This window comes from Devosia marina (genome assembly GCF_009758415.1).
GTDB classification, from domain to species: Bacteria; Pseudomonadota; Alphaproteobacteria; order Rhizobiales; family Devosiaceae; genus Devosia; species Devosia marina.
The window spans coordinates 413,785-432,482 of sequence record NZ_WQRF01000002.1 but is presented as its reverse complement, the minus strand read 5'-3'; the positions used below and the strand labels follow the sequence as shown (position 1 = coordinate 432,482).

19 protein-coding genes, 1 tRNA gene and 1 pseudogene are annotated in these 18,698 nt (G+C 63.0%); 11 read left to right on the top strand and 10 right to left on the bottom strand.

Annotated elements, in window-relative coordinates; genetic code table 11:
- Positions 1–17 precede the first annotated feature (17 nt).
- The 5 genes and pseudogenes from GO014_RS09950 to GO014_RS09930 form a co-directional block, all read right to left on the bottom strand.
- Complete coding sequence (locus GO014_RS09950) at positions 18–446, bottom strand: RrF2 family transcriptional regulator (protein WP_116587399.1); 429 nt, start codon at positions 444–446, stop codon at positions 18–20.
- 680 nt (positions 447–1,126) lie between these two features.
- Positions 1,127–2,857, bottom strand: a pseudogene (locus GO014_RS09945) (cation:proton antiporter domain-containing protein); the annotation flags it as partial.
- A gap of 230 nt (positions 2,858–3,087) precedes the next feature.
- Positions 3,088–4,179 (bottom strand): ATP-dependent DNA helicase, encoded by a 1,092-nt coding sequence (locus GO014_RS09940; RefSeq protein ID WP_157290189.1) that lies wholly within the window; start codon positions 4,177–4,179, stop codon positions 3,088–3,090.
- Positions 4,179–4,862, bottom strand: coding sequence for a fumarylacetoacetate hydrolase family protein (locus GO014_RS09935; RefSeq protein ID WP_425482072.1), 684 nt, complete (start codon positions 4,860–4,862; stop codon positions 4,179–4,181). The genes GO014_RS09940 and GO014_RS09935 overlap by 1 nt, the downstream gene beginning before the upstream one ends.
- Positions 4,855–5,916, bottom strand: coding sequence for an aldo/keto reductase (locus GO014_RS09930; protein ID WP_157290187.1), 1,062 nt, complete (start codon positions 5,914–5,916; stop codon positions 4,855–4,857). The genes GO014_RS09935 and GO014_RS09930 overlap by 8 nt, the downstream gene beginning before the upstream one ends.
- 143 nt (positions 5,917–6,059) lie before the next feature.
- Between GO014_RS09930 and GO014_RS09925 the strand changes: the two genes are divergently transcribed.
- Together GO014_RS09925 and GO014_RS09920 are read left to right on the top strand one after the other, a co-directional pair.
- Positions 6,060–6,932, top strand: coding sequence for an EamA family transporter (locus GO014_RS09925; protein WP_343030893.1), 873 nt, complete (start codon positions 6,060–6,062; stop codon positions 6,930–6,932).
- A gap of 63 nt (positions 6,933–6,995) precedes the next feature.
- Positions 6,996–7,397, top strand: coding sequence for a YciI family protein (locus GO014_RS09920; RefSeq protein WP_116587404.1), 402 nt, complete (start codon positions 6,996–6,998; stop codon positions 7,395–7,397).
- Here the strand turns inward: GO014_RS09920 and panC are convergent.
- The 5 genes from panC to GO014_RS09895 all read right to left on the bottom strand — a co-directional run bounded on the left by panC (position 7,377) and on the right by GO014_RS09895 (position 11,101).
- Positions 7,377–8,231 (bottom strand): pantoate--beta-alanine ligase, encoded by an 855-nt coding sequence (gene panC, locus GO014_RS09915; protein ID WP_157290186.1) that lies wholly within the window; start codon positions 8,229–8,231, stop codon positions 7,377–7,379. The genes GO014_RS09920 and panC overlap by 21 nt on opposite strands.
- Positions 8,228–9,436, bottom strand: coding sequence for a bifunctional phosphopantothenoylcysteine decarboxylase/phosphopantothenate--cysteine ligase CoaBC (gene coaBC / locus GO014_RS09910; protein ID WP_157290185.1), 1,209 nt, complete (start codon positions 9,434–9,436; stop codon positions 8,228–8,230). The genes panC and coaBC overlap by 4 nt, the downstream gene beginning before the upstream one ends.
- 3 nt (positions 9,437–9,439) lie before the next feature.
- Positions 9,440–10,258, bottom strand: a complete 819-nt coding sequence (gene panB / locus GO014_RS09905) for a 3-methyl-2-oxobutanoate hydroxymethyltransferase (RefSeq protein ID WP_157290184.1) — start codon at positions 10,256–10,258, stop codon at positions 9,440–9,442.
- Between the two features lie 112 nt (positions 10,259–10,370).
- Positions 10,371–11,000, bottom strand: coding sequence for a pseudouridine synthase (locus GO014_RS09900; protein ID WP_210252436.1), 630 nt, complete (start codon positions 10,998–11,000; stop codon positions 10,371–10,373).
- 11 nt (positions 11,001–11,011) lie between these two features.
- Positions 11,012–11,101, bottom strand: a tRNA-Ser gene (locus GO014_RS09895).
- A 204-nt stretch (positions 11,102–11,305) separates the two neighbouring features.
- Here GO014_RS09895 and GO014_RS09890 point away from each other — a divergent pair.
- From GO014_RS09890 to GO014_RS09850, 9 genes are all read left to right on the top strand, one after another.
- Positions 11,306–12,079 (top strand): MBL fold metallo-hydrolase, encoded by a 774-nt coding sequence (locus GO014_RS09890; RefSeq protein ID WP_157290183.1) that lies wholly within the window; start codon positions 11,306–11,308, stop codon positions 12,077–12,079.
- 238 nt (positions 12,080–12,317) lie between these two features.
- A complete protein-coding gene (locus GO014_RS09885; protein ID WP_157290182.1) occupies positions 12,318–12,947 on the top strand; it encodes a 50S ribosomal protein L21 in 630 nt (209 codons plus the stop codon).
- A 13-nt stretch (positions 12,948–12,960) separates the two neighbouring features.
- Complete coding sequence (rpmA, locus tag GO014_RS09880; protein ID WP_116587420.1) at positions 12,961–13,227, top strand: 50S ribosomal protein L27; 267 nt, start codon at positions 12,961–12,963, stop codon at positions 13,225–13,227.
- Positions 13,228–13,348: 121 nt separating this feature from the next.
- On the top strand, positions 13,349–13,891 hold the full coding sequence (locus GO014_RS09875; protein ID WP_157290181.1) for a GNAT family N-acetyltransferase: 543 nt from the start codon (positions 13,349–13,351) through the stop codon (positions 13,889–13,891).
- A complete protein-coding gene (locus GO014_RS09870) occupies positions 13,888–14,415 on the top strand; it encodes a GNAT family N-acetyltransferase (protein ID WP_157290180.1) in 528 nt (175 codons plus the stop codon). The genes GO014_RS09875 and GO014_RS09870 overlap by 4 nt, the downstream gene beginning before the upstream one ends.
- Before the next feature lie 70 nt (positions 14,416–14,485).
- Positions 14,486–15,079: a GNAT family N-acetyltransferase gene (locus GO014_RS09865; RefSeq protein ID WP_157290179.1), complete on the top strand. Its 594-nt coding sequence runs from the start codon at positions 14,486–14,488 to the stop codon at positions 15,077–15,079.
- Positions 15,076–16,119 carry a GTPase ObgE gene (obgE, locus tag GO014_RS09860; RefSeq protein WP_157290178.1) on the top strand — a complete coding sequence of 348 codons (1,044 nt, stop codon included), beginning with the start codon at positions 15,076–15,078 and terminating at the stop codon, positions 16,117–16,119. Before GO014_RS09865 ends, obgE begins: the two co-directional genes overlap by 4 nt.
- A 151-nt stretch (positions 16,120–16,270) precedes the next feature.
- A complete protein-coding gene (gene proB / locus GO014_RS09855) occupies positions 16,271–17,428 on the top strand; it encodes a glutamate 5-kinase (RefSeq protein WP_157290177.1) in 1,158 nt (385 codons plus the stop codon).
- On the top strand, positions 17,415–18,698 hold the full coding sequence (locus tag GO014_RS09850; RefSeq protein WP_157290176.1) for a glutamate-5-semialdehyde dehydrogenase: 1,284 nt from the start codon (positions 17,415–17,417) through the stop codon (positions 18,696–18,698). Before proB ends, GO014_RS09850 begins: the two co-directional genes overlap by 14 nt.

Here is an 18,698-nt window from a genome sequence, read left to right as displayed (position 1 = left end):
CAGGTGGGGGTATCCCCCTAAACCGGCAAATCTTCCAAATTGAGCGAATCTGCCAGACTGGTCCGGTCGAGCACCGCCCGCGTCGCCAGCGTCACCCGCTCGAACACATGCCGTATTTCACAAGACCCTTCGTCCTGGCAGTCGACGCATTTTTTGTAGGCGATCTTGGAGAGGCAAGGCAGCGGCGCAATGGGACCGTCGATCAGCCTCAGCACCTCGCCATAGGTGATTTCCTCAGGCGCCTTGAGCAGTTCATAGCCCCCCATGCGGCCTCGGCGGGAATTGACGATACCGGCACGTTTGAGCTCAAGAAGGATCTGCTCGAGGAACTTCTTCGGGATCGCCTGGTCCTTGGAAATCTCACCGATCATCCGGCTCTGTCCACGACCGGCCCGTGCCAGCGACACCAGCGCCCGCAAGGCATATTTGGCCTTTTGCGAAATCATACATTCCCCCGAACGCATGACAGTCCGGTAGGCTGCATGCTGCCTGCCGGTTCTGCCCAATAGATCACGGTGCTCGCGAGTCTGTCCCGGTAGGGACTGTTCACGAAACCAGGCTAGTCTTTCTTCTCCGGCTCGACCGGCGGTGCGGCCGCGCCTGCTTCTTCGTCATCGGGCGCCGAGTCCTCGCTCGCCTCGGTTTCATCCTCTGTCTGTGCCACCGCATCCGCATCAGATTGCGGCGGCACGATCTCGTCGATGGCGGCAGGCGCTTCGCCCTCCAGCGGGGTGTCGACAACTGGTTCGATCTCCGCCGGCGGAATGTCGGCCTCTGGCTCTGTCTCTGTGGCACTATCTGCGTCCGATGGCTCAGCCACTGCTTCCACCACCGGCAGTTCGGCTGGCGCTTGCTCGGCCTCAACGGTCTCTGCAGTGCTTGCCGCAACGGCGTCGTCATCACCCGGTTCAACCGTTTGCGGCGCCGGTTCAGCATCCTCACCCTGTTCACTGATCGCCGCTTCGGTCAGCGCCGCGCCCATGGCCGCATTGGCCAGAATATTCTCGGCCGTGGGCAGCTTGACCTCGCCGGGCAAGTCGCTGCCCGGGCCGTTGCCGCTGGCATCGCTGCGCAGATAGGTCAGAATGCCCCGGCCGATCTCCTGCTCGCCGCGAATGATCGTGGTCGCGCCCAGATTGCGCAGAAAGTTCTCTTCTTCTTCCGAATAGGCTCTGGAGATAATGGCAATGCCCGGATTGAGCTTGCGCCCGCTTTCGCAGACCGAGCCAGCCTCGAAGCCATTGGAAATGGCCACCAGGAGGGCTTTGGCCGCGCCCAGATTGGCGAGCTTGAGCACATCCGCGCTGGCAGCATTGCCGAACACCACTTCAAAACCTTCGGCGCGGGCCGCGGCGACATCGTGATCGGAGTCCTCGATCACCACCAACCCGCCGCCATCGGCCTTGATGCCGGCGGCGACGATGCGGCCCACCTGGCCATAGCCGACCAGTACGGTATGACCGGTCTGGTGCGAGGGTTCGCCCGTATCGTCATCGGCGCCCGGAGCGCCCCGATCAACCGCGCCTTCGGAAGGCGCATCACTGATGGCCGGGCCTTCGGCCGCCATGGATGGCTCCATGCGCGGCTCTGCTGGCGGCGGTTCGACGCCTTTTCGCCGGGCCACGCGCTGCTCCAGCCGCGGCTTGACCAGGTCGAGCACGAAGAACACCACCGGATTGAGCACGATGGAAATCAGCGCACCGGCCAGGATCAGGTCCTTGCCCTCGCTGGGCAGAATGGCCAGGGCCACGCCCATGCTGGCCAGGATGAAGGAAAATTCGCCGATCTGCGCCAGCGAGGCCGAAATCGTCAAAGCGGTCGAAATCGGTCGCTTGAACAACACCACGATCCAGAAAGCGGCCAGCGACTTGCCGATGACGATGATGAACACCGTCGCCAGCACCAGCAGCGGCTGGGTGACGATGATGGTCGGGTCAAACAGCATGCCCACCGAGACAAAGAACAGCACTGCAAACGCGTCGCGCAGCGGCAGGGTCTCCTGGGCGGCGCGATGCGACAGCTCGCTTTCCGACAGGATCATGCCGGCAAAGAAGGCGCCAAGCGCCAGCGAAACGCCGAACAGCACCGAAGAGCCCAGTGCCACGCCCAGCGCGATGGCCAGCACCGCCAGGCGGAACAATTCGCGGCTGCCGGTATGGGCCGTGCCATGCAGCGCCCAGGGGATCACGCGGCGTCCCACCACCAGCATGAAGCCGACAAAGGCCGCGACCTTGAGCAGGGTCAGGCCCAAAATGCCCCAGATGCCGATATCGATGCCGAGCAGCCGGGTGACAAAAGACACAAAAGGATCGTGCAGCCCTTCGCCGCCGCCATTGATGCTGGCGATCGCCGGCACCAAAACCAGCGCCAGCACCATGGCCAGATCTTCCACGATCAGCCAGCCCACCGCGATGCGGCCGCGCTCGCTTTCGATCAGCCGCCTGTCCTGCAGTGCCTTGAGCAGCACCACGGTGGACGCCACGGACAGCGCCAGGCCGAAAATGATCGACGCAAACAGGCTCCAGCCCAGCAGCAGCCCTAGGCCGGCCCCGAGCAAGGTGGCGAACCCGATCTGCACCACCGCGCCGGGAATGGCCAGCGCACGCACGCTCATCAGATCCTTGAGCGAGAAATGCAGGCCCACGCCGAACATCAGGAGGATCACCCCCAGCTCGGCCAGCTCCAGAGCCAGTTCCTGATCTGCCACGAAGCCCGGCGTAAAGGGGCCCACAATGATGCCGGCAAACAGATAGCCCACCAGCGGCGGCATGCGCAGCCGATTGGCCACCATGCCGAAAATATAGGCCAGCACCAGACCCGCAACGATCGTCGAGATCAGGGGGGTGTCATGGTGCATTCGCGCCTCCGGCCAGTTCGGGTTATGTCGATCAAAACAATGGGGTATGGCGGCCCATGCGCGCAAGCCTTTATGCACAAGGGCATATGAGCCATTCGCAGCAGGACAGCCACAAAGCTCTATAGGTCGGGTCAAGTATGGTGGAACTTTGACTCTAAAATCGAGCCGGTGGCTCGATTTTAGAGTCAAAGGCCTTGAGCCCTATGGGCGAATGGCGGACCCGTGCCCCCTCACCCCACGATCGTGATCTTCTCGGCCGCCCGCGTGATCCCGGTATAGAGCCAGCGCGCCCGCTCCTCGCGGAACACGAAGCTCTCGTCGAACAGATAGACGCTGTCCCACTGGCTGCCCTGCGCCTTGTGCACCGTCAGGCAATAGCCGAAGGTGAACTCGTCGAACTGGCGCCGCTCGGGCCAGCTCATGGCGTCCTCCTCTCCCGAAAGGAATGCCTTGTGGGTCAGCACGCGGGTTTCGCCCTTGCCCTCGTCATCGGCCAATAACAGCGACCATTTGCCATTCGAGCGCCGCGTCGCCTCGGTGACGATCCAGATCTGCCCGTTGAGCAGGCGTTTTCGCGGGTTATTGCGCAGGCACACCATGCGATCGCCAACCACCGGCTCGTGGAAAGGCAGGCCATTCAATTCGCGTAAGCGATCATTATAGGTCAGCCGGGTCTTGTTGCGCCCCACCAGAACCTGGTCGGCCTCCAGCACCGCCTCGCGATCCACAGAATCGCGCCCCACCACCAAACTCTCGCCATACCGGCCATGTTCAAGATAGCCGCCCTCGCGCACCGCCATGGACAGCTGGATGATTGGATTATCCGCCGCCTGACGATGAATTTCGGTCAGCATGATGTCGGGCTCGGTATTGATGAAGAACCCCGCCCCCTGCACGGGCGGCAATTGGAACGGGTCGCCCAGCACCAGCACTTTCACCCCGAAGCTCAAGAGGTCCGCGCCGAGCTGCTCGTCCACCATCGAGACCTCATCAATGACGATAAGATCGGCATCGGCCGCCGGGCTTTCCGGATCGAGCACGAAGCGCGGCTCGCCCTCCTTCTCGCTCACCAGCGTATAAATCAGGCTGTGTATGGTCTGCGCGCCCTTGCAGCCCCGCTTGCGCATGACCATGGCCGCCTTGCCGGTAAAGGCGGCATATTTGACGCTGCGCACATCCTGCGCCAGATGCACCGCCAACGTCGATTTGCCGGTGCCCGCCCAGCCGAACAGGCGAAACACCTGCGGCCCATTGCGGTCTTTGAGCCAGGCCGACACCGCGACCAGCGCCGCATCCTGTTGGCTCGACCAGACCGGCGGCATCAGCCGATCACCGTCGAGACCGTGCCGACCCCCTCGATATTGCCCTCCAGCACATCGCGCCGCCGCACCGGGCTGACCCCTGCCGGCGTGCCGGTCAGGATCAGATCGCCAGCCCTGAGGCTGACCAGGCGGCTGAGATAGGCGATGGTCTCGGGCACGCTCCAGATCTGGTCGCCCAGATCGCCCCTTTGCCGCTCCGCGCCATTGACGCTGAGCGTAATCGCCCCTGTTGCCGGATGGCCGATCGCCTTGGCCGGCGCAATGGTGCCAATGGGAGCCGATTGATCGAACCCCTTGGCCATGCTCCAGGGACGCCCGGCCTTTTTCGCCTCTGCCTGCAGATCACGCCGCGTCATGTCGAGCCCGGCGGCATAGCCGAAGACGTGCTCAAGCGCAGCGTGCTCGCCAATATTGGCGCCATCCCTGCCAATGGCCACCACCAATTCGATCTCGTGCTGCAGATCCCGGGTCTGCGGCGGATAGGCAATCGGCGCCCCATCAATCACCACCGCATCGGCCGGCTTGGCAAAGAAGAATGGCGGCTCGCGCACATCATTGCCCATTTCCCTGATGTGCTCAGCATAGTTGCGACCCACGCAATAGACCCGTCGCACCGGAAAGAACCCACCCCCGGTCACCGGGACCAGCACCGGCTGCGGCGCCGGAAAAATCAGATCAGCCACGCTTGAACTCCTCGGCATAGGGCTCGATCAGGTCGAGATCGACCGCACTCAACCGGTCTTGCGCGGTAAACGACTGGTGCCAATAGGGATAGAGCAGCGGCGGCCGGCTGACCGCATCGAGCCGCGCCCGTTCCTCATCGGAAAGCTTGAACGCAGCTGCCGCGATATTGTCGGCAAACTGCTTTTCATTGCGCCCGCCGATAATCACCGAGGTGACACCCGGACGGGCCAGCAGCCAGCTCAGTGCCACCTGCGCCCCCGAAACGCCACGGGCCTCGGCAATGGCCACGATTTCCTCGATGACGGTATAGAGTTTGTCCCAGTCATGGACCGGTGGTTCGCGGAAACCCCCGACATGGCGCCCGCTATCCGGGCCGCTGTTCCGGCGATACTTGCCCGAGAGCAGCCCGCCCGCCAGCGGCGACCAGATCAGCATGCCCAGTCCCTGGTCCTGCGAAATCGGCACCAGCTCATATTCGGCATCGCGGCTATGCAGCGAATAATGGACCTGCTGGGACACGAAGCGCTCGCCCTGGCGCCTGTCGGCCGCCATCAGCGCCTTCATGATGTGCCAGCCCGAATAGTTCGAGCAGCCGATATAGCGCACATGCCCATGGCGCACGAGCGTATCGAGCGCCTCCATGGTCTCCTCAATGGGCGTCATCCCGTCCCATTCGTGCACCTGGTAGAGATCGATCACATCGGTCTTGAGGCGTTTAAGGCTTTGCTTGCACTGCTCGATGATGTGGTGACGGGAAAGCCCGACTTCATTGGGCCCCTCGCCCATCTTGAACCGCACTTTCGTGGCCACCAGCGCCTTCTGCCGCCGGCCATTCTCGGCCAGCACCGCGCCAAGGATTTCCTCGGACACCCCGGCATTATAGACATTGGCCGTGTCATAGAGATTGATCCCGGCATCCAGGCACATATCGACCTGTCGCGCCGCATCCTCCGCGCTGGTATTGCCAATCTTCTCCGATCCGCCAAAGGTCATGGTCCCCATGGTCAGCACCGAGACTTTCAGCCCCGAGCGTCCGAGATAGCGGTATTCCATGGATTCCTCCTTTGTTCCGGCAGAGACAGGACTAAAGGCGCCGAAGAGATGGGTCAATCTTGGCGTCGCAAATCCGCCCCTACTCGGCTGGCCATGTCCTTTATTTCCCTGCTAGGTGGTTTCGTTCACTTGAAAGCCTTCCCGTGCGGCCCAATTCCCTCCTCATCCCCGTCCTGCTCGTCACCCTGGGCATGGTCTTCACCCAGACCGGAGCCAGCTTTGCCAAAATGCTGTTTCCGCTGGTGGGTGCGGGCGGCGCCACCGCACTGCGGCTGACGCTCGCGGCTTTAGTGCTGATCGCCGTCTTCCGCCCCTGGCGCTACAAATTGGGCCCAAAGCAATGGCGCGCCGTGCTGCTCTATGGCGGGGCCATGGGGGCCATGAACCTGTTCTTCTATGCCGCGCTCGAGCACATTCCGCTCGGCATTGCCGTCGCGCTTGAATTCACCGGGCCGCTGGCCGTGGCGCTGTTCGGCGCCAGGAAGCTTGTTGATTTCCTCTGGATTGTCCTGGCCGTCGCAGGCTTTGCCCTCTTGCTGCCCTGGACCCAGACCGGCGGGGACATTTCCCCGATTGGTGTCGTCCTGGCCCTGTGTGCCGGGGCCTGCTGGGCCGGCTATATCGTCTTTGGCCAGCGCGCCGGCATGGGTGGCGGCGCCCATATCGCCGCGCTCGGCGTTGGCACCGCCGCACTGATCGCCGTGCCATTCGGGGTGGCCACCGCCGGCGCCAGCCTGCTCGATCCGGCGCTCTTGCCATTGGGTCTGGCCGTGGCATTGATGTCGAGCGCCATTCCCTATGCCCTGGACATGGTGGCCCTGCCCCATATGCCGTCGCGCCTGTTCGGCATATTGATGAGCGGGCAACCGGCTTTGGCGGCGCTTTCGGGCCTCGTCATCCTGCATGAAACCATCGGCCCGGCGCAGCTTGCCGGCATGGGCGCAATCATGCTCGCCTCCATCGGCGCAACCTTGACCATCGCCCGCCGGACACCGCCGCCTCTGCCCGATCCATGACGTCTTGGAATTGCCGTTCTGGCTTGGCATAGTCCCGGCCATTGCGTGATGAGGGACCCCAAAATGCTCTACGCCATTCTCTGCTACAATGAGGAAGACGTCGTTGCCACCTGGACCAAGGAGGAGGACGACGCCTGCATGGCACGCCTGATGGAGGTCCAGTCCAGCATGGCGACCAGGGGCAAGCTCGGCCCGGTCGTCCGGCTCTGGAACACCAATGAGGCCAAGACGCTCAAAAAGACCAATGGCCAGCCCGCCGTGTTCGACGGCCCCTTTGCCGAGACCAAGGAACAGTTCCTCGGTTTTTATGTCGCCGACTGCGAATCCATGGATGATGCGCTCGACTTTGCCCACGAACTGGCCAAGGCCAATCCCGGCACTGGCTCCTACGAAATCCGGCCGCTGCGCTTTTTCGGTGACAACAAGCTGGCCAGCACCGAAATGCTAAACGTCGCCGCTGAGTAAGAGATTATCGATTAGCCGCGTCGTGCCCAGATGCGCGGCGACGGCGAGCAACGCTCCGCGTGCCCCCACCGTGGCGATAGCACCCAGGCTTTCAGGGTCGCGCACCTCCCAATATTGAGGCTTGATGCGATCCGATTGCGCGAGCACCGCCAGCCCGATCCCGGCCAGTTTTTCTGCGTCGTGCTCGCCACCGAGATAGGCCGCTTCGACGGCCCTGAGGCTCTGGTGCAGCAGTGGCGCTGCCGCCCGGTCTTCAGCCGAGAGATAGACATTGCGCGAACTCAGCGCCAGCCCGTCGGCCTCGCGCACAATTGGCCCGCGCAGGATGTCGACCGGCACGTCGAGATCGCGCACCATGCGCTCGATCACCGCGCATTGCTGCGCATCCTTCTGCCCGAACACGGCCACATGCGGCTGCACCAGATTGAGCAGCTTCAGCACCACCGTGGTCACGCCCCGGAAATGCCCCGGCCGCGTGGCGCCGCACAGCGGCCCGGACACCATGGTTTCCTCCACCATGGTCGAAGCGCCGGCCGGATACATGTCCTCGACGGAGGGCAGGAACAGAGCATCGACCCCAGCCGCTTCAAGCTTGTCGATATCGGCTTCGAGAGGTCGCGGATAGCGCGACAGGTCCTCGTTCGGTCCGAATTGCAGCGGATTGACGAAGATCGAGGCAATGACAGTGTCTGCCGCCCCGCGCGCCTGCGCCATCAGGCTCATATGCCCCGCATGCAGCGCGCCCATGGTTGGCACGAAGCCGAGCCGCGCCCCCCCGGTCAGCTTGGCGCGCCAGGCGCGAAGGCTCGTTTTGTCCCGCAGAATGAGCGTCATGCAATGCGATCCCAGATCTGCCGCGCAATGTCGGCCTTGGCACCCAGCCCCAGTTCATGCCGCTCGCCATTGGCCGAGAGCAGCACGCCGGCATTGGTGTTGACCGCAAAGCCGGTCTGGCCCGCTGCGCCGAGCTTGCTCACCGCATTGGCAAACAGGAAATCGAGCCCCTTGCCCTTAAGCTTGCCCGCGCCATGCTCTTCCACATTGTCCGTCTCGGCTGCAAAGCCAAGGAACCATTGCCCGTTCGCGGCTTGTTTCAGGCTGCCCAGCACGTCGATGGAGGGCACCAGGTCAAGCGCAATGGCAGCAGACGCGCGCTTGAGCTTGCTGGCCGAGGGTGACGCAACCGCATAATCCATCACCGCCGCCGTTGCCACGACACCGGTCGCCTGCGGCAGGCGCTCGAGGGCGGCTGCGGCCATCTCTTCGGCGGTCCGCACCTCGACCACGTGCAGCCGGCTTTCCGACCCGCGCGGCGGCACCGGGCGCACTACGCCCTTATCGACACCCAGCACATAATCGACCACCGCGCCGCGCCGCAGGGCTTCCTCGGCCATGGCCGCGCCCATCCGCCCGGTGGAATGATTGGTGATATAGCGCACCGCATCGATCGGCGTCGTCGTCGGCCCGGCAGTGATCAAAATCCGTTCATCCTGGAGGTCCTGGACCGGTGGCACGACCGCCGCCTCGATGGCCGAAACGATGCTGGCCACCGGTGCCAGTTTGCCCATGCCCACCTCACCACAGGCCAGGAGCCCCGACGCCGGCTCGATGATGCGCGCGCCTCGCTCCACCAGCGTGCGCAAATGCTGTTGCACAATCGGCTTTTCCCACATCACCGTATTCATCGCCGGCGCAATCAGCAGCGGTGCTTCAGTAGCCAGCGCCACCGTCGAGGGCAAGTCGTCGGCCAGCCCCAAAGCCAGTCGCGCCAGCATGTTAGCGCTGGCCGGAGCGAACACCATCAAATCCGCCCAGCGGGCAAAATCGATATGCTCGGTGCCTGGCACGTCAGGCCCGAATTGCTCGAACCGCGCCTTGCGGCCGCTTAGCGTCTCCAGCACCAGCGGCGAGACGAATTCGGTCGCGCTTCTAGTAAGAAGGCACTGCACCTTGTGTCCGGCTTTACCCAGTTCGGACACCACATCAGCAATTTTGTACGCCGAAATCGAGCCCGAAACGGCAATCAGGATATTGGCCATCGCTTAATCGGCCCTGAGCACAAGGGGCACCGGCCCGCGCTTCGCCTTGGTCTCGGCCACATATTCGCCGACAGCGGTTCGGATCACCGACGCCACATCGGCACGCGGCTTGGCAAAACTTGGCGGCGGGGTGATGTTAAGCCCGATCAGATCGTTGATCACCAGCACCTGTCCCGCGCAATCCTTGCCCGAACCAATGCCGATGGTGGGAATGGTCAGACTCTGGGTGATTTCGGCAGCCAGCGCCGGGGTAACGCATTCGAGCACGATGGCGAAGGCCCCAGCGCCTTCGAGCGCCAGAGCTTCAGCGCGCAGCCGCGCGGCCGAGGTCTCGTCCTTCCCATGTATATAATAGCCGCCCATCTGATGGACATGCTGCGGGGTCAGACCGACATGGGCAACCACCGCAATGCCATGGTTCACCAGCTTCTCCACCAGCGGCACCATGGCCAGGCCACCTTCGATCTTGACTGCCTCGACCCCGGTTTCCTTCAGCACCCGCATCGCATTGACCAGCGTCGTATCTGGATCGATCACCGCGCCAAACGGCAGGTCGCACACCAGCAGCGCGCGTTGTGAACCACGCTTGACCGCCGCCGCGTGGCGGATCATGTCGTCCAGCGTCACCGGCAGCGTGGTTTCATGGCCGAGCACCACATTGCCCAGGCTATCACCGATCAGGATCATGTCGGCGCCCGACATATCGACCAGGGCAGCCATGGTGGCATCATAGGCTGTGAGCATGGCCACCGCCTCGCCGCGCCGCCGCATGGCGGCAATGTCGCGGATGGTCAGGCGCTTCGAGGGGGTCTGGGCTGACATGGCAGCATTCCTCCAACCCTGTCCGGTCCAATATGGTCCGGGCTTTGGGGAGGGGAAATAGGCCAATCGGGCGCAACGCGCCAGCCCTTCATTGGTGCTATGCGCTGGGCGCTCAGCGACGGGCGGGCCCCAGGCCGGCCCGGACCTCGCGCCACTGTCCGGGCGCTATCCCCTCCAGCGTCCAGTTGGCCACACGCCAGCGCACCAGTCTCAGGGTCGGCAGACCCACCGCGGCCGTCATCCGCCGCACCTGCCGGTTACGCCCCTCGGTAATGATCAATTCGATCCAGTGATCGGGCACACTCTTGCGAAACCGCACCGGTGGATCGCGCGGCCACAGGTCGGGCGGCTCGATCAGCTTCGCTCTTGCCGGTCGCGTCGGCCCGTCCTTGAGCGTAACACCCTTGCGCAATTGCACCAGCGCATCCACGCTCGGCTCGCCCTCGACCTGCACCAGATAGGTCTTTTCCTTGTTGAACTTGGGCGAGGAGATCTGCGCCTGCAGCTTGCCGTCATCGGTCAGCAGCAACAGCCCCTCGCTGTCTTTGTCCAGCCGTCCGGCGGGATAGACGCCTTTCACCGCAACGAAGTCGGCCAGCGTCTCGCCAGGCCCACCCCCGGTGAACTGCGACAGCACCCCATAGGGCTTGTTGAATAGGATCAGACGCGCCATCGAAACCAGAAAACATGAGCGGGCTTTGCCGCCCGGCATGGCGTCCGGAGAGTTCAAAGTCAACGTCATGAATGGAAAACTGGCGGAGAGAGAGGGATTCGAACCCCCGATAGAGTTGCCCCTATGCCGCATTTCGAGTGCGGTGCATTCAACCGCTCTGCCATCTCTCCGCGAGATCGAAACGCCCTGTGCTGGGCGCGGCTGGTCGATACGGGGCGGCTTATGACATAGCCTTGTCACGCCTGCAACACCTCTTATGCATGCTTGGAGCGCCAAAGCCACACCGTGCACAGTGCTCACAATTGCGTGCGGAGCGATCCAGCGTCGCATTGTGCCGTTAGTCTTTAAGCCAAAAGACAGAATGGAGACACTTGATGGTTACGCGCCGTATCGTCGTTGCCGGCATGGTCGGCTTGCCCTTCGCCGGCATTGCCGCCAATCTTGCCGCCACTGCCGCTAACGCTCAGGAGATGCCCATGGCCGACACGCTTACCACCAGTGCCGGCGATCTCGTCATCCGCCCGATCGATCACGCCAGCCTGGTGCTCGAATTCGATGGCAAGGCGATTTATGTCGACCCGGTCGGCGGTGCCGAGCTTTATGCGTCCCTGCCAGCCCCTTCGGCCATTCTCATTACCCATGGGCATGGCGACCATTTCGACGTGCCCACGCTCGAGGCGATTGCCGGCGACGTCCCCCTGATCACCAATGGCGATGTGCATTCCAAGCTGCCCGAAGCCCTCAAAGCCAATGCGAAGGCCATGGCCAATGGCGAAGACGGCACCATCCTCGATATTCCGATCCGTGCCATTGCCGCGCACAACACCACCGAGGATCGCATGAAATATCATCCGGTGGGGGTGGGAAATGGCTATGTGCTGAACTTCGGGGACAGCCAAGTCTATGTGGCCGGCGACACCGAGCCGACCGACGACATGCTGGGCCTGACTGACATTGCAGTTGCCTTCCTGCCGATGAACCTGCCGTTCACCATGACACCCGAACAGGCGGTGGAGGCCATCAACACCTTCAAACCGGGCATTATCTATCCCTACCACTATGGCGAGAGCGACCTGAGCCCGCTCGAAACCGATGTGGTTGAAGGTGTGGAGGTGCGCCTGCGCAACTGGTATCCCAACCAGGCCTGATCCGGCAGTCTGACGCCAGGCAAATGGCTTGACTCTGACGGGTTTTGCCCCGATAAGCCCACCAATCTGCGCACTGGTCCGTCCGGTGCGCTGGTTTTGTTTGAAAACGCTGCTCGAGGCTGCCGGCCGAATTTCGGCCCTGACCATTCGAAAAGCCCGCGGAAACAGGCATGCAACCGCGGCGCCGTAGAGCGCGACAGAAAAAGGGACCACGTGAGAAAACCACGTGGCTGACTGAATGACTTTTGCCGTTATCAAGACGGGCGGGAAGCAGTACAAGGTTGCTGCTGACGACGTCATCAAGATCGAAAAGCTCGATGCCCAGGCTGGTGATATTGTCACCTTTGACCAGGTCCTCATGGTTGGCGACACCGTTGGTGCACCCCTGGTGGAAGGCGCCCTGGTGGCCGCCGAGCTGCTCGAAACCAAGAAGCAGAAGACCGTCATCATCTTCAAGAAGCGCCGCCGCCACAATTCGCGCCGCCGCAATGGCCACCGCCAGCTTCTGACCACCGTGCGCATCACCGAAATCCTGACCGGCGGCAAGAAGCCGTCTGTCAAGGCTGCTGCCAAGGCCGACAAGAGCGAAGCCGTTGCTGAAAAGCCGGCCAAGAAGACCGAAGCCAAGGCAGACACCGCTCCGGCTGCCGAATTCAAGGACGACGTCAAGCTGATCGGTGGCGTTGGTCCTGCGCTGGAAAAGAAGCTGGCCGCCGCCGGCATCACCAGCCTCAAGCAGATTGCCGACTGGACTGCCGATGACGTGGCCAAGTTCGACGAAGAGTTGAACTTCAAGGGCCGTATCGAACGCGAAGAGTGGATCGCGCAGGCCAAGGATCTCATCGCCGGTAAGGCCGGCAAGGAATAAGGACTAAAGAACCATGGCACATAAGAAAGCAGGCGGTTCATCCCGCAACGGTCGCGATACCGCTGGCCGTCGTCTCGGCGTCAAGAAGTTCGGTGGTGAAGCTGTCATCGCCGGCAACATTCTCGTGCGTCAGCGCGGCACCAAGTGGGCACCGGGCACCGGCGTCGGCCTGGGCAAGGATCACACCATTTTCGCTTTGGTCGATGGCACCGTGGCGTTCCGCACCCGCGCGAACAATAAAGTACACGTATCTGTCGTCCCGGCAGAGGCCGCCGAATAACCCGGCAGGCCTTTCAAACCCGCCGGAGACCCGTTCCCCGGCGCCGCGTTTGAAAAGACAAGCAGATGCAAAGGGGAACCGGTCAGCCGGTTCCCCTTTTTCGTTTCCGGAGCATTTGCCAATGACCATCGTCGCACAGGGCCTCAAGGACCGCCTGCCCGCCACCATCCGCACCGCGCGTCTTGTGCTGGCGACCCCGACACTGGCCCATGTTCCGGACATGGCCGTGCTGGCCAATAACAAGGCCATCCACGCTATGCTCTCGCGCTTGCCCCATCCCTATGGCGAAAACGATGGGCGACTTTTCATCGAGAACATCGCGCGTGGTGACAGCGAATTTGCCTGGGCGATCGAGTTGGATGGCGCCTTTATCGGCACGGTCGGGCTGCATATCCTGCCAGAAAAGCTGCCTGAACTCGGCTATTGGCTGGGCGAACCCTTCTGGGGCCATGGTTTTGCCACTGAGGCCGCCCAGGCCGTTGTGGCAGCCGCGCGAGCGGCTGGGGCGGCGGCCTTGCGCTCGCGGGCTCTCAAACACAACCTCGCTTCGCGCAATGTGCTGAGGAAAATCGGCTTCATCGCAATCGGCGAAGCAATCGAGCCGGACCACAATCTTGCTGGCCAGGCTATGGCCCTCATGCAGCTGGAGTTCGACCCAAGATGACTGAGCTCCAGACAACCCGCCTTTTGCTCCGCCCGGCCAGGCCTGGTGACGCGCCCTGCTTTGCCCTGGGGGTGAGCGACTTTGCCGTCGCCCGCTGGCTGACGCCCCTGCCCTTCCCCTTCACCCTGGCCATGGCCAATGACTGGCTGCGGCTGGCGCCAGAGAACGGGCCGGACAAATCCATGTTCATCATCGACCTGCCCGGACGCGGACTGATCGGCTGCGTCGCCCTGACCAGCGAGATCGGCTTCTGGATCGCCCGGCCGCATTGGGGCAAGGGCTATGCCTCCGAGGCCGCCCGCGCTGTTATCGACTGGCATTTTGCCACCAGCAATCAGAGCCATATTTCCGCCAGTGCACACCACGACAATCGGCCCTCACTGCGTGTTAAGGCGCGCTTGGGTTTTGAGGAGGTGGGGCGCGACATGCGGTTTTCTCACGCCTTGCAGCATAACGTGCCGCATGTGTTGACCCGGCTGACGCGCGAGCGCTGGATGGAGCGGGAGCACAAGCAATGCGCCTGAGACGTGTTCAACGGGCGACTGGACCAAAATCCGGTGGCGTTTGCATGCTCCTGGTGATGGAGTGGCAGGAATGAACCCAACCCTCCTTACCGAGCGGCTCATATTGCGGCCGCCCCAGACGGGCGACGCCGAACCCATAGCACGCTACCTCAACGATCTTGAGGTAGCGGGCAATCTGGCGCGCGTGCCCTTCCCTTATCATTTAAGCGATGCCAGGGCCTGGCTTGCCACCCAACAGGCGCGGCAGGCCCCCAATCAGACCAGTTTCTCCATCGAGCTGGCCGGGGTGGGCTATGTCGGCCATATCGGCTATCAACCTTCGGGCAAGGACGCGATCATCGGCTACTGGCTGGGCAAGCCGCATTGGGGGCGCGGGATCATGACCGAAGCTGCCATCGCCACTGTTCGCTGGTTTTTTGAGCGGACCGATGCAAAGGCCATCTACTCGGGGGTGTTCCACTTCAACGCCGCGTCTCTGGCTATTCAGCACCGGCTTGGATTTACCGAGACGGGCCGTTCTACCCTGCTCTGCCTTGCGCGCGGCGCCGAGCTGGAGCATATCGACACCAAATTGACACGTGAGCGTTTCCAGCAAGGCTGGCCAGCCGGAAAAAGACCGGCAAGCGCGACAGACCAGGTGCTGGAAGGCACGATAAAGCCATGAAATTTCTCGACCAGGCCAAGGTCTATATCAAATCGGGCTCCGGCGGCGGCGGTGCCGTCAGCTTTCTGCGCGAAAAATTCGTCGAATTCGGCGGCCCTGATGGCGGCAATGGCGGTCGCGGCGGCGATGTCATCGCCGAATGCGCCGATGGCCTCAACACGCTGATCGACTTTCGCTACCAGCAGCATTTCCGCGCCGGCACGGGCGTGCATGGCATGGGCAAGAACCGCACCGGCGCCGATGGCGAGGACATCGTGCTGCGCGTGCCGGTCGGCACCCAGATCTTTGAGGAAGACCAGGAAACCCTGATCGCCGACTTTACCGAAGTGGGCCAGCGCGTAGTGCTCTTGAAGGGTGGCAATGGCGGCTTCGGCAATGCGTACTTCAAGACCAGTTCCAACCAGGCGCCGCGCCGCGCCAATCCCGGACAGGAAGGCACCGAAAAGGGCATCTGGCTGCGCCTGAAGCTGATCGCTGATGCCGGTCTTGTGGGCCAACCCAATGCGGGCAAGTCGACCTTTCTTTCGGCCGTCTCCGCCGCCAAGCCCAAGATCGCCGACTATCCCTTCACCACATTGCACCCCAATCTGGGCGTCGTGCGCATTGCCGAGCGTGAATTCGTCCTGGCCGATATTCCGGGCCTGATCGAAGGGGCCAGCGAAGGCGTCGGAATCGGCGACCGGTTCCTGGGGCATATCGAGCGCTGCGGCGTCCTGATCCATCTGATCGACGGCACCAATGAAGATGTTGCCCATACCTATCAGGCGGTGCGCCACGAACTGGCTGCCTATGCCGATGTGCTGGCCGACAAGCCCGAAATCGTGGTGCTCAACAAGGTCGACGCGCTCACCCCCGAAGAGCTCAAGGACAAGCTCAAGGCTCTGAAAAAGGTCTCCAAGGCCGATATTCGACAGGTCTCCGGTGTCACCGGCCAGGGCGTCGAACAGGTGTTGTTCGACGTGCTGGCGATTCTGGACGCCGAGAAAGCCGCAATCGCCGAAGCCGAGCGCAAGCAGACGGAAGAGAAATGGACGCCTTGAGGGCAAGGGCGCTCCCGCACACGCGGTGCGGCACCTCCCCCTTGGCGGGGGAGGCTGGGTGGGGGTGCTCACGCCCTCGACATCCTGCTGGCCCTCCCCCCTCCCCATCCCTCCCCGCAAGGGGGAGGGTGCAGACCGAGTTTGCCTCCCGATGACCCCCCTCGCCAACTACCGCCGTATCACCATCAAGATCGGCTCGGCCCTGCTGGTCGATGCTGCCGGCAAATTGCGCGCGCCCTGGCTGGCGGGGCTCGCCCAGGATATTGCCGCGCTCAAGGCCGAGGGGCGCGAGATCGTCATTGTCTCTTCAGGGGCCATTGCCCTGGGGCGGAGCCTGCTCGGTCTCAACGCCCTGGCACTGACGCTGGAACAGAGCCAGGCCGCCGCCAGCGCCGGGCAGATCGCGCTCAGCCAGGCCTGGTCCGAGGCGCTTGGGCAGCACGGCATCGTGACCGGTCAGATTCTGATCACCCCCAATATCACCGAGGAGCGGCGCTATTACCTCAATGCCCGCACCACCATTCAGACCCTCCTGGGGTTGGGGGCGGTGCCGATCATCAATGAGAATGATAGCGTCGCCACCGCCGAAATCCGCTATGGCGACAATGACCGCCTGTCGGCCCGCGTCGCCACCATGATCGAGGCCGACTTGCTGGTGCTCCTCTCCGATATTGACGGGCTCTACACGGCGCCACCGGCCAGGGATCCCCATGCCACCCATTTGCCCTTGGTGGAATCCATCACGCCCGCAATCGAAGCCATGGCCGGAGGGGCGGCCAGCCATCTCTCGCGCGGCGGCATGACTACCAAGGTCGAGGCCGGCAAGATCGCCACCCAGGCCGGCACCGCCATGATCATCGCCAGGGGCACCGAGAACCATCCGCTGGCCCATCTGGTCGCGGGGGGGCTCCATACTCTCTTCAAGCCCGCCACCACCCGCGCGCAATCGCGAAAACGCTGGATCATGGGCACCTTGGCCGTTTCGGGAACCATTCACGTCGATGCCGGCGCCGCCCGTGCCCTGAGCCAGGGAAAGTCCCTGCTGCCGGTTGGCGTCACCCAGATTACCGGCACTTTCGAGCGCGGCGATACGATTGCTGTCTTGGGACCCGATGGGCGCGAAATCGCCCGTGGCCTGGTCAGTTTTGACAGCGACGACGCCCGCCTGGTCATCGGCAAACACAGCGAAGCGGTGATCGAGCTTCTCGGATCCAGCAATCGCGGCGCCATGGTGCATCGCGACAATCTGGTGCTCACCGGCAACACCGACACCACGCAGAGACAAGAGGCCCACCATGAGCCTGGCTGACGCCACCACGACTGACATTCCCGCGATGATGGCCGAGCTCGGCCGCAATGCCCGCAAGGGTGCCAATGCGCTCAAGATCGCCACGCCAGACCAGAAGCGCACCGCGCTCCTGACCGCCGCCGGCGCCCTCAATGCGCATCGCAAGAAAATCCTGGCCGCCAACGCCCTGGACATGGACGCCGCCGAAAAGAAGGGCATCTCGAAAGCCTTTCTCGACCGGCTGCTGCTCACCGACGCGCGGATCGACGGGATCATCGAGGCGGTCAAGACCATCGCCGAACTGCCCGACCCCGTCGGCGCGGTAACCTCGGAGTGGGACCGCCCCAATGGCCTCCATATCGAGCGGGTGCGCACCCCGCTCGGGGTCATCGGCGTGATCTTTGAATCGCGTCCCAATGTGACCGCCGATGCCGGCGCCCTGTGTATCAAATCGGGCAATGCCGTGATCCTGCGCGGCGGTTCGGACAGCTTCCATTCCAGCCGTGCAATTGTCGAGTGTCTGCTCGACGGGCTGCATCTGGCAGGTCTGCCGGTCGAATGCGTGCAACTGGTCCCCACCACCGACCGCGCGGCGGTGGGCGAAATGCTCAAGGGGCTTGAGGGCAATATCGATGTCATCGTGCCGCGCGGCGGCAAGACACTGGTGGCCCGCGTCCAGGCCGAAGCCCGCGTACCCGTCTTTGCCCATCTCGAAGGGCTGGTCCATGTCTATATCGACAGATCGGCCGATCTTGAGAAGGCCGTCAGCGTCACCCTCAACGCCAAGATGCGCCGCACCGGCATTTGCGGCGCGGCCGAAACCCTCTTGGTACACAAGGACGTCGCCGCCACCCATCTCCAGCCGATCATTGAGGCGCTGGTGGCCAAGGGCTGCGAAATACGCGGTGATGAAACGGTTCAGTCCATGCTGTCGGGCGCCAAACCGGCAACCGAGCAAGACTGGAAGACCGAATATGAGGACGCCATCATCTCGGTAAAGGTCGTCGACAGCATCGAGGTGGCCATCGCCCATATCGAGCACTATTCCAGCCACCACACCGAGGCGATCATTGCCGAGGACCCTGCCGCGGTCGAGAAGTTCTTCAATGAAATTGACTCGGCGATCCTCATGCACAATGCCTCGACCCAATTTGCCGATGGCGGCGAGTTCGGCTTTGGCGGCGAGATCGGCATTGCCACGGGCAAGATGCATGCGCGCGGCCCTGTAGGCGTCGAACAGCTCACCAGCTTTAAATACCGCGTCCGCGGCAACGGGCAGACGAGACCCTAG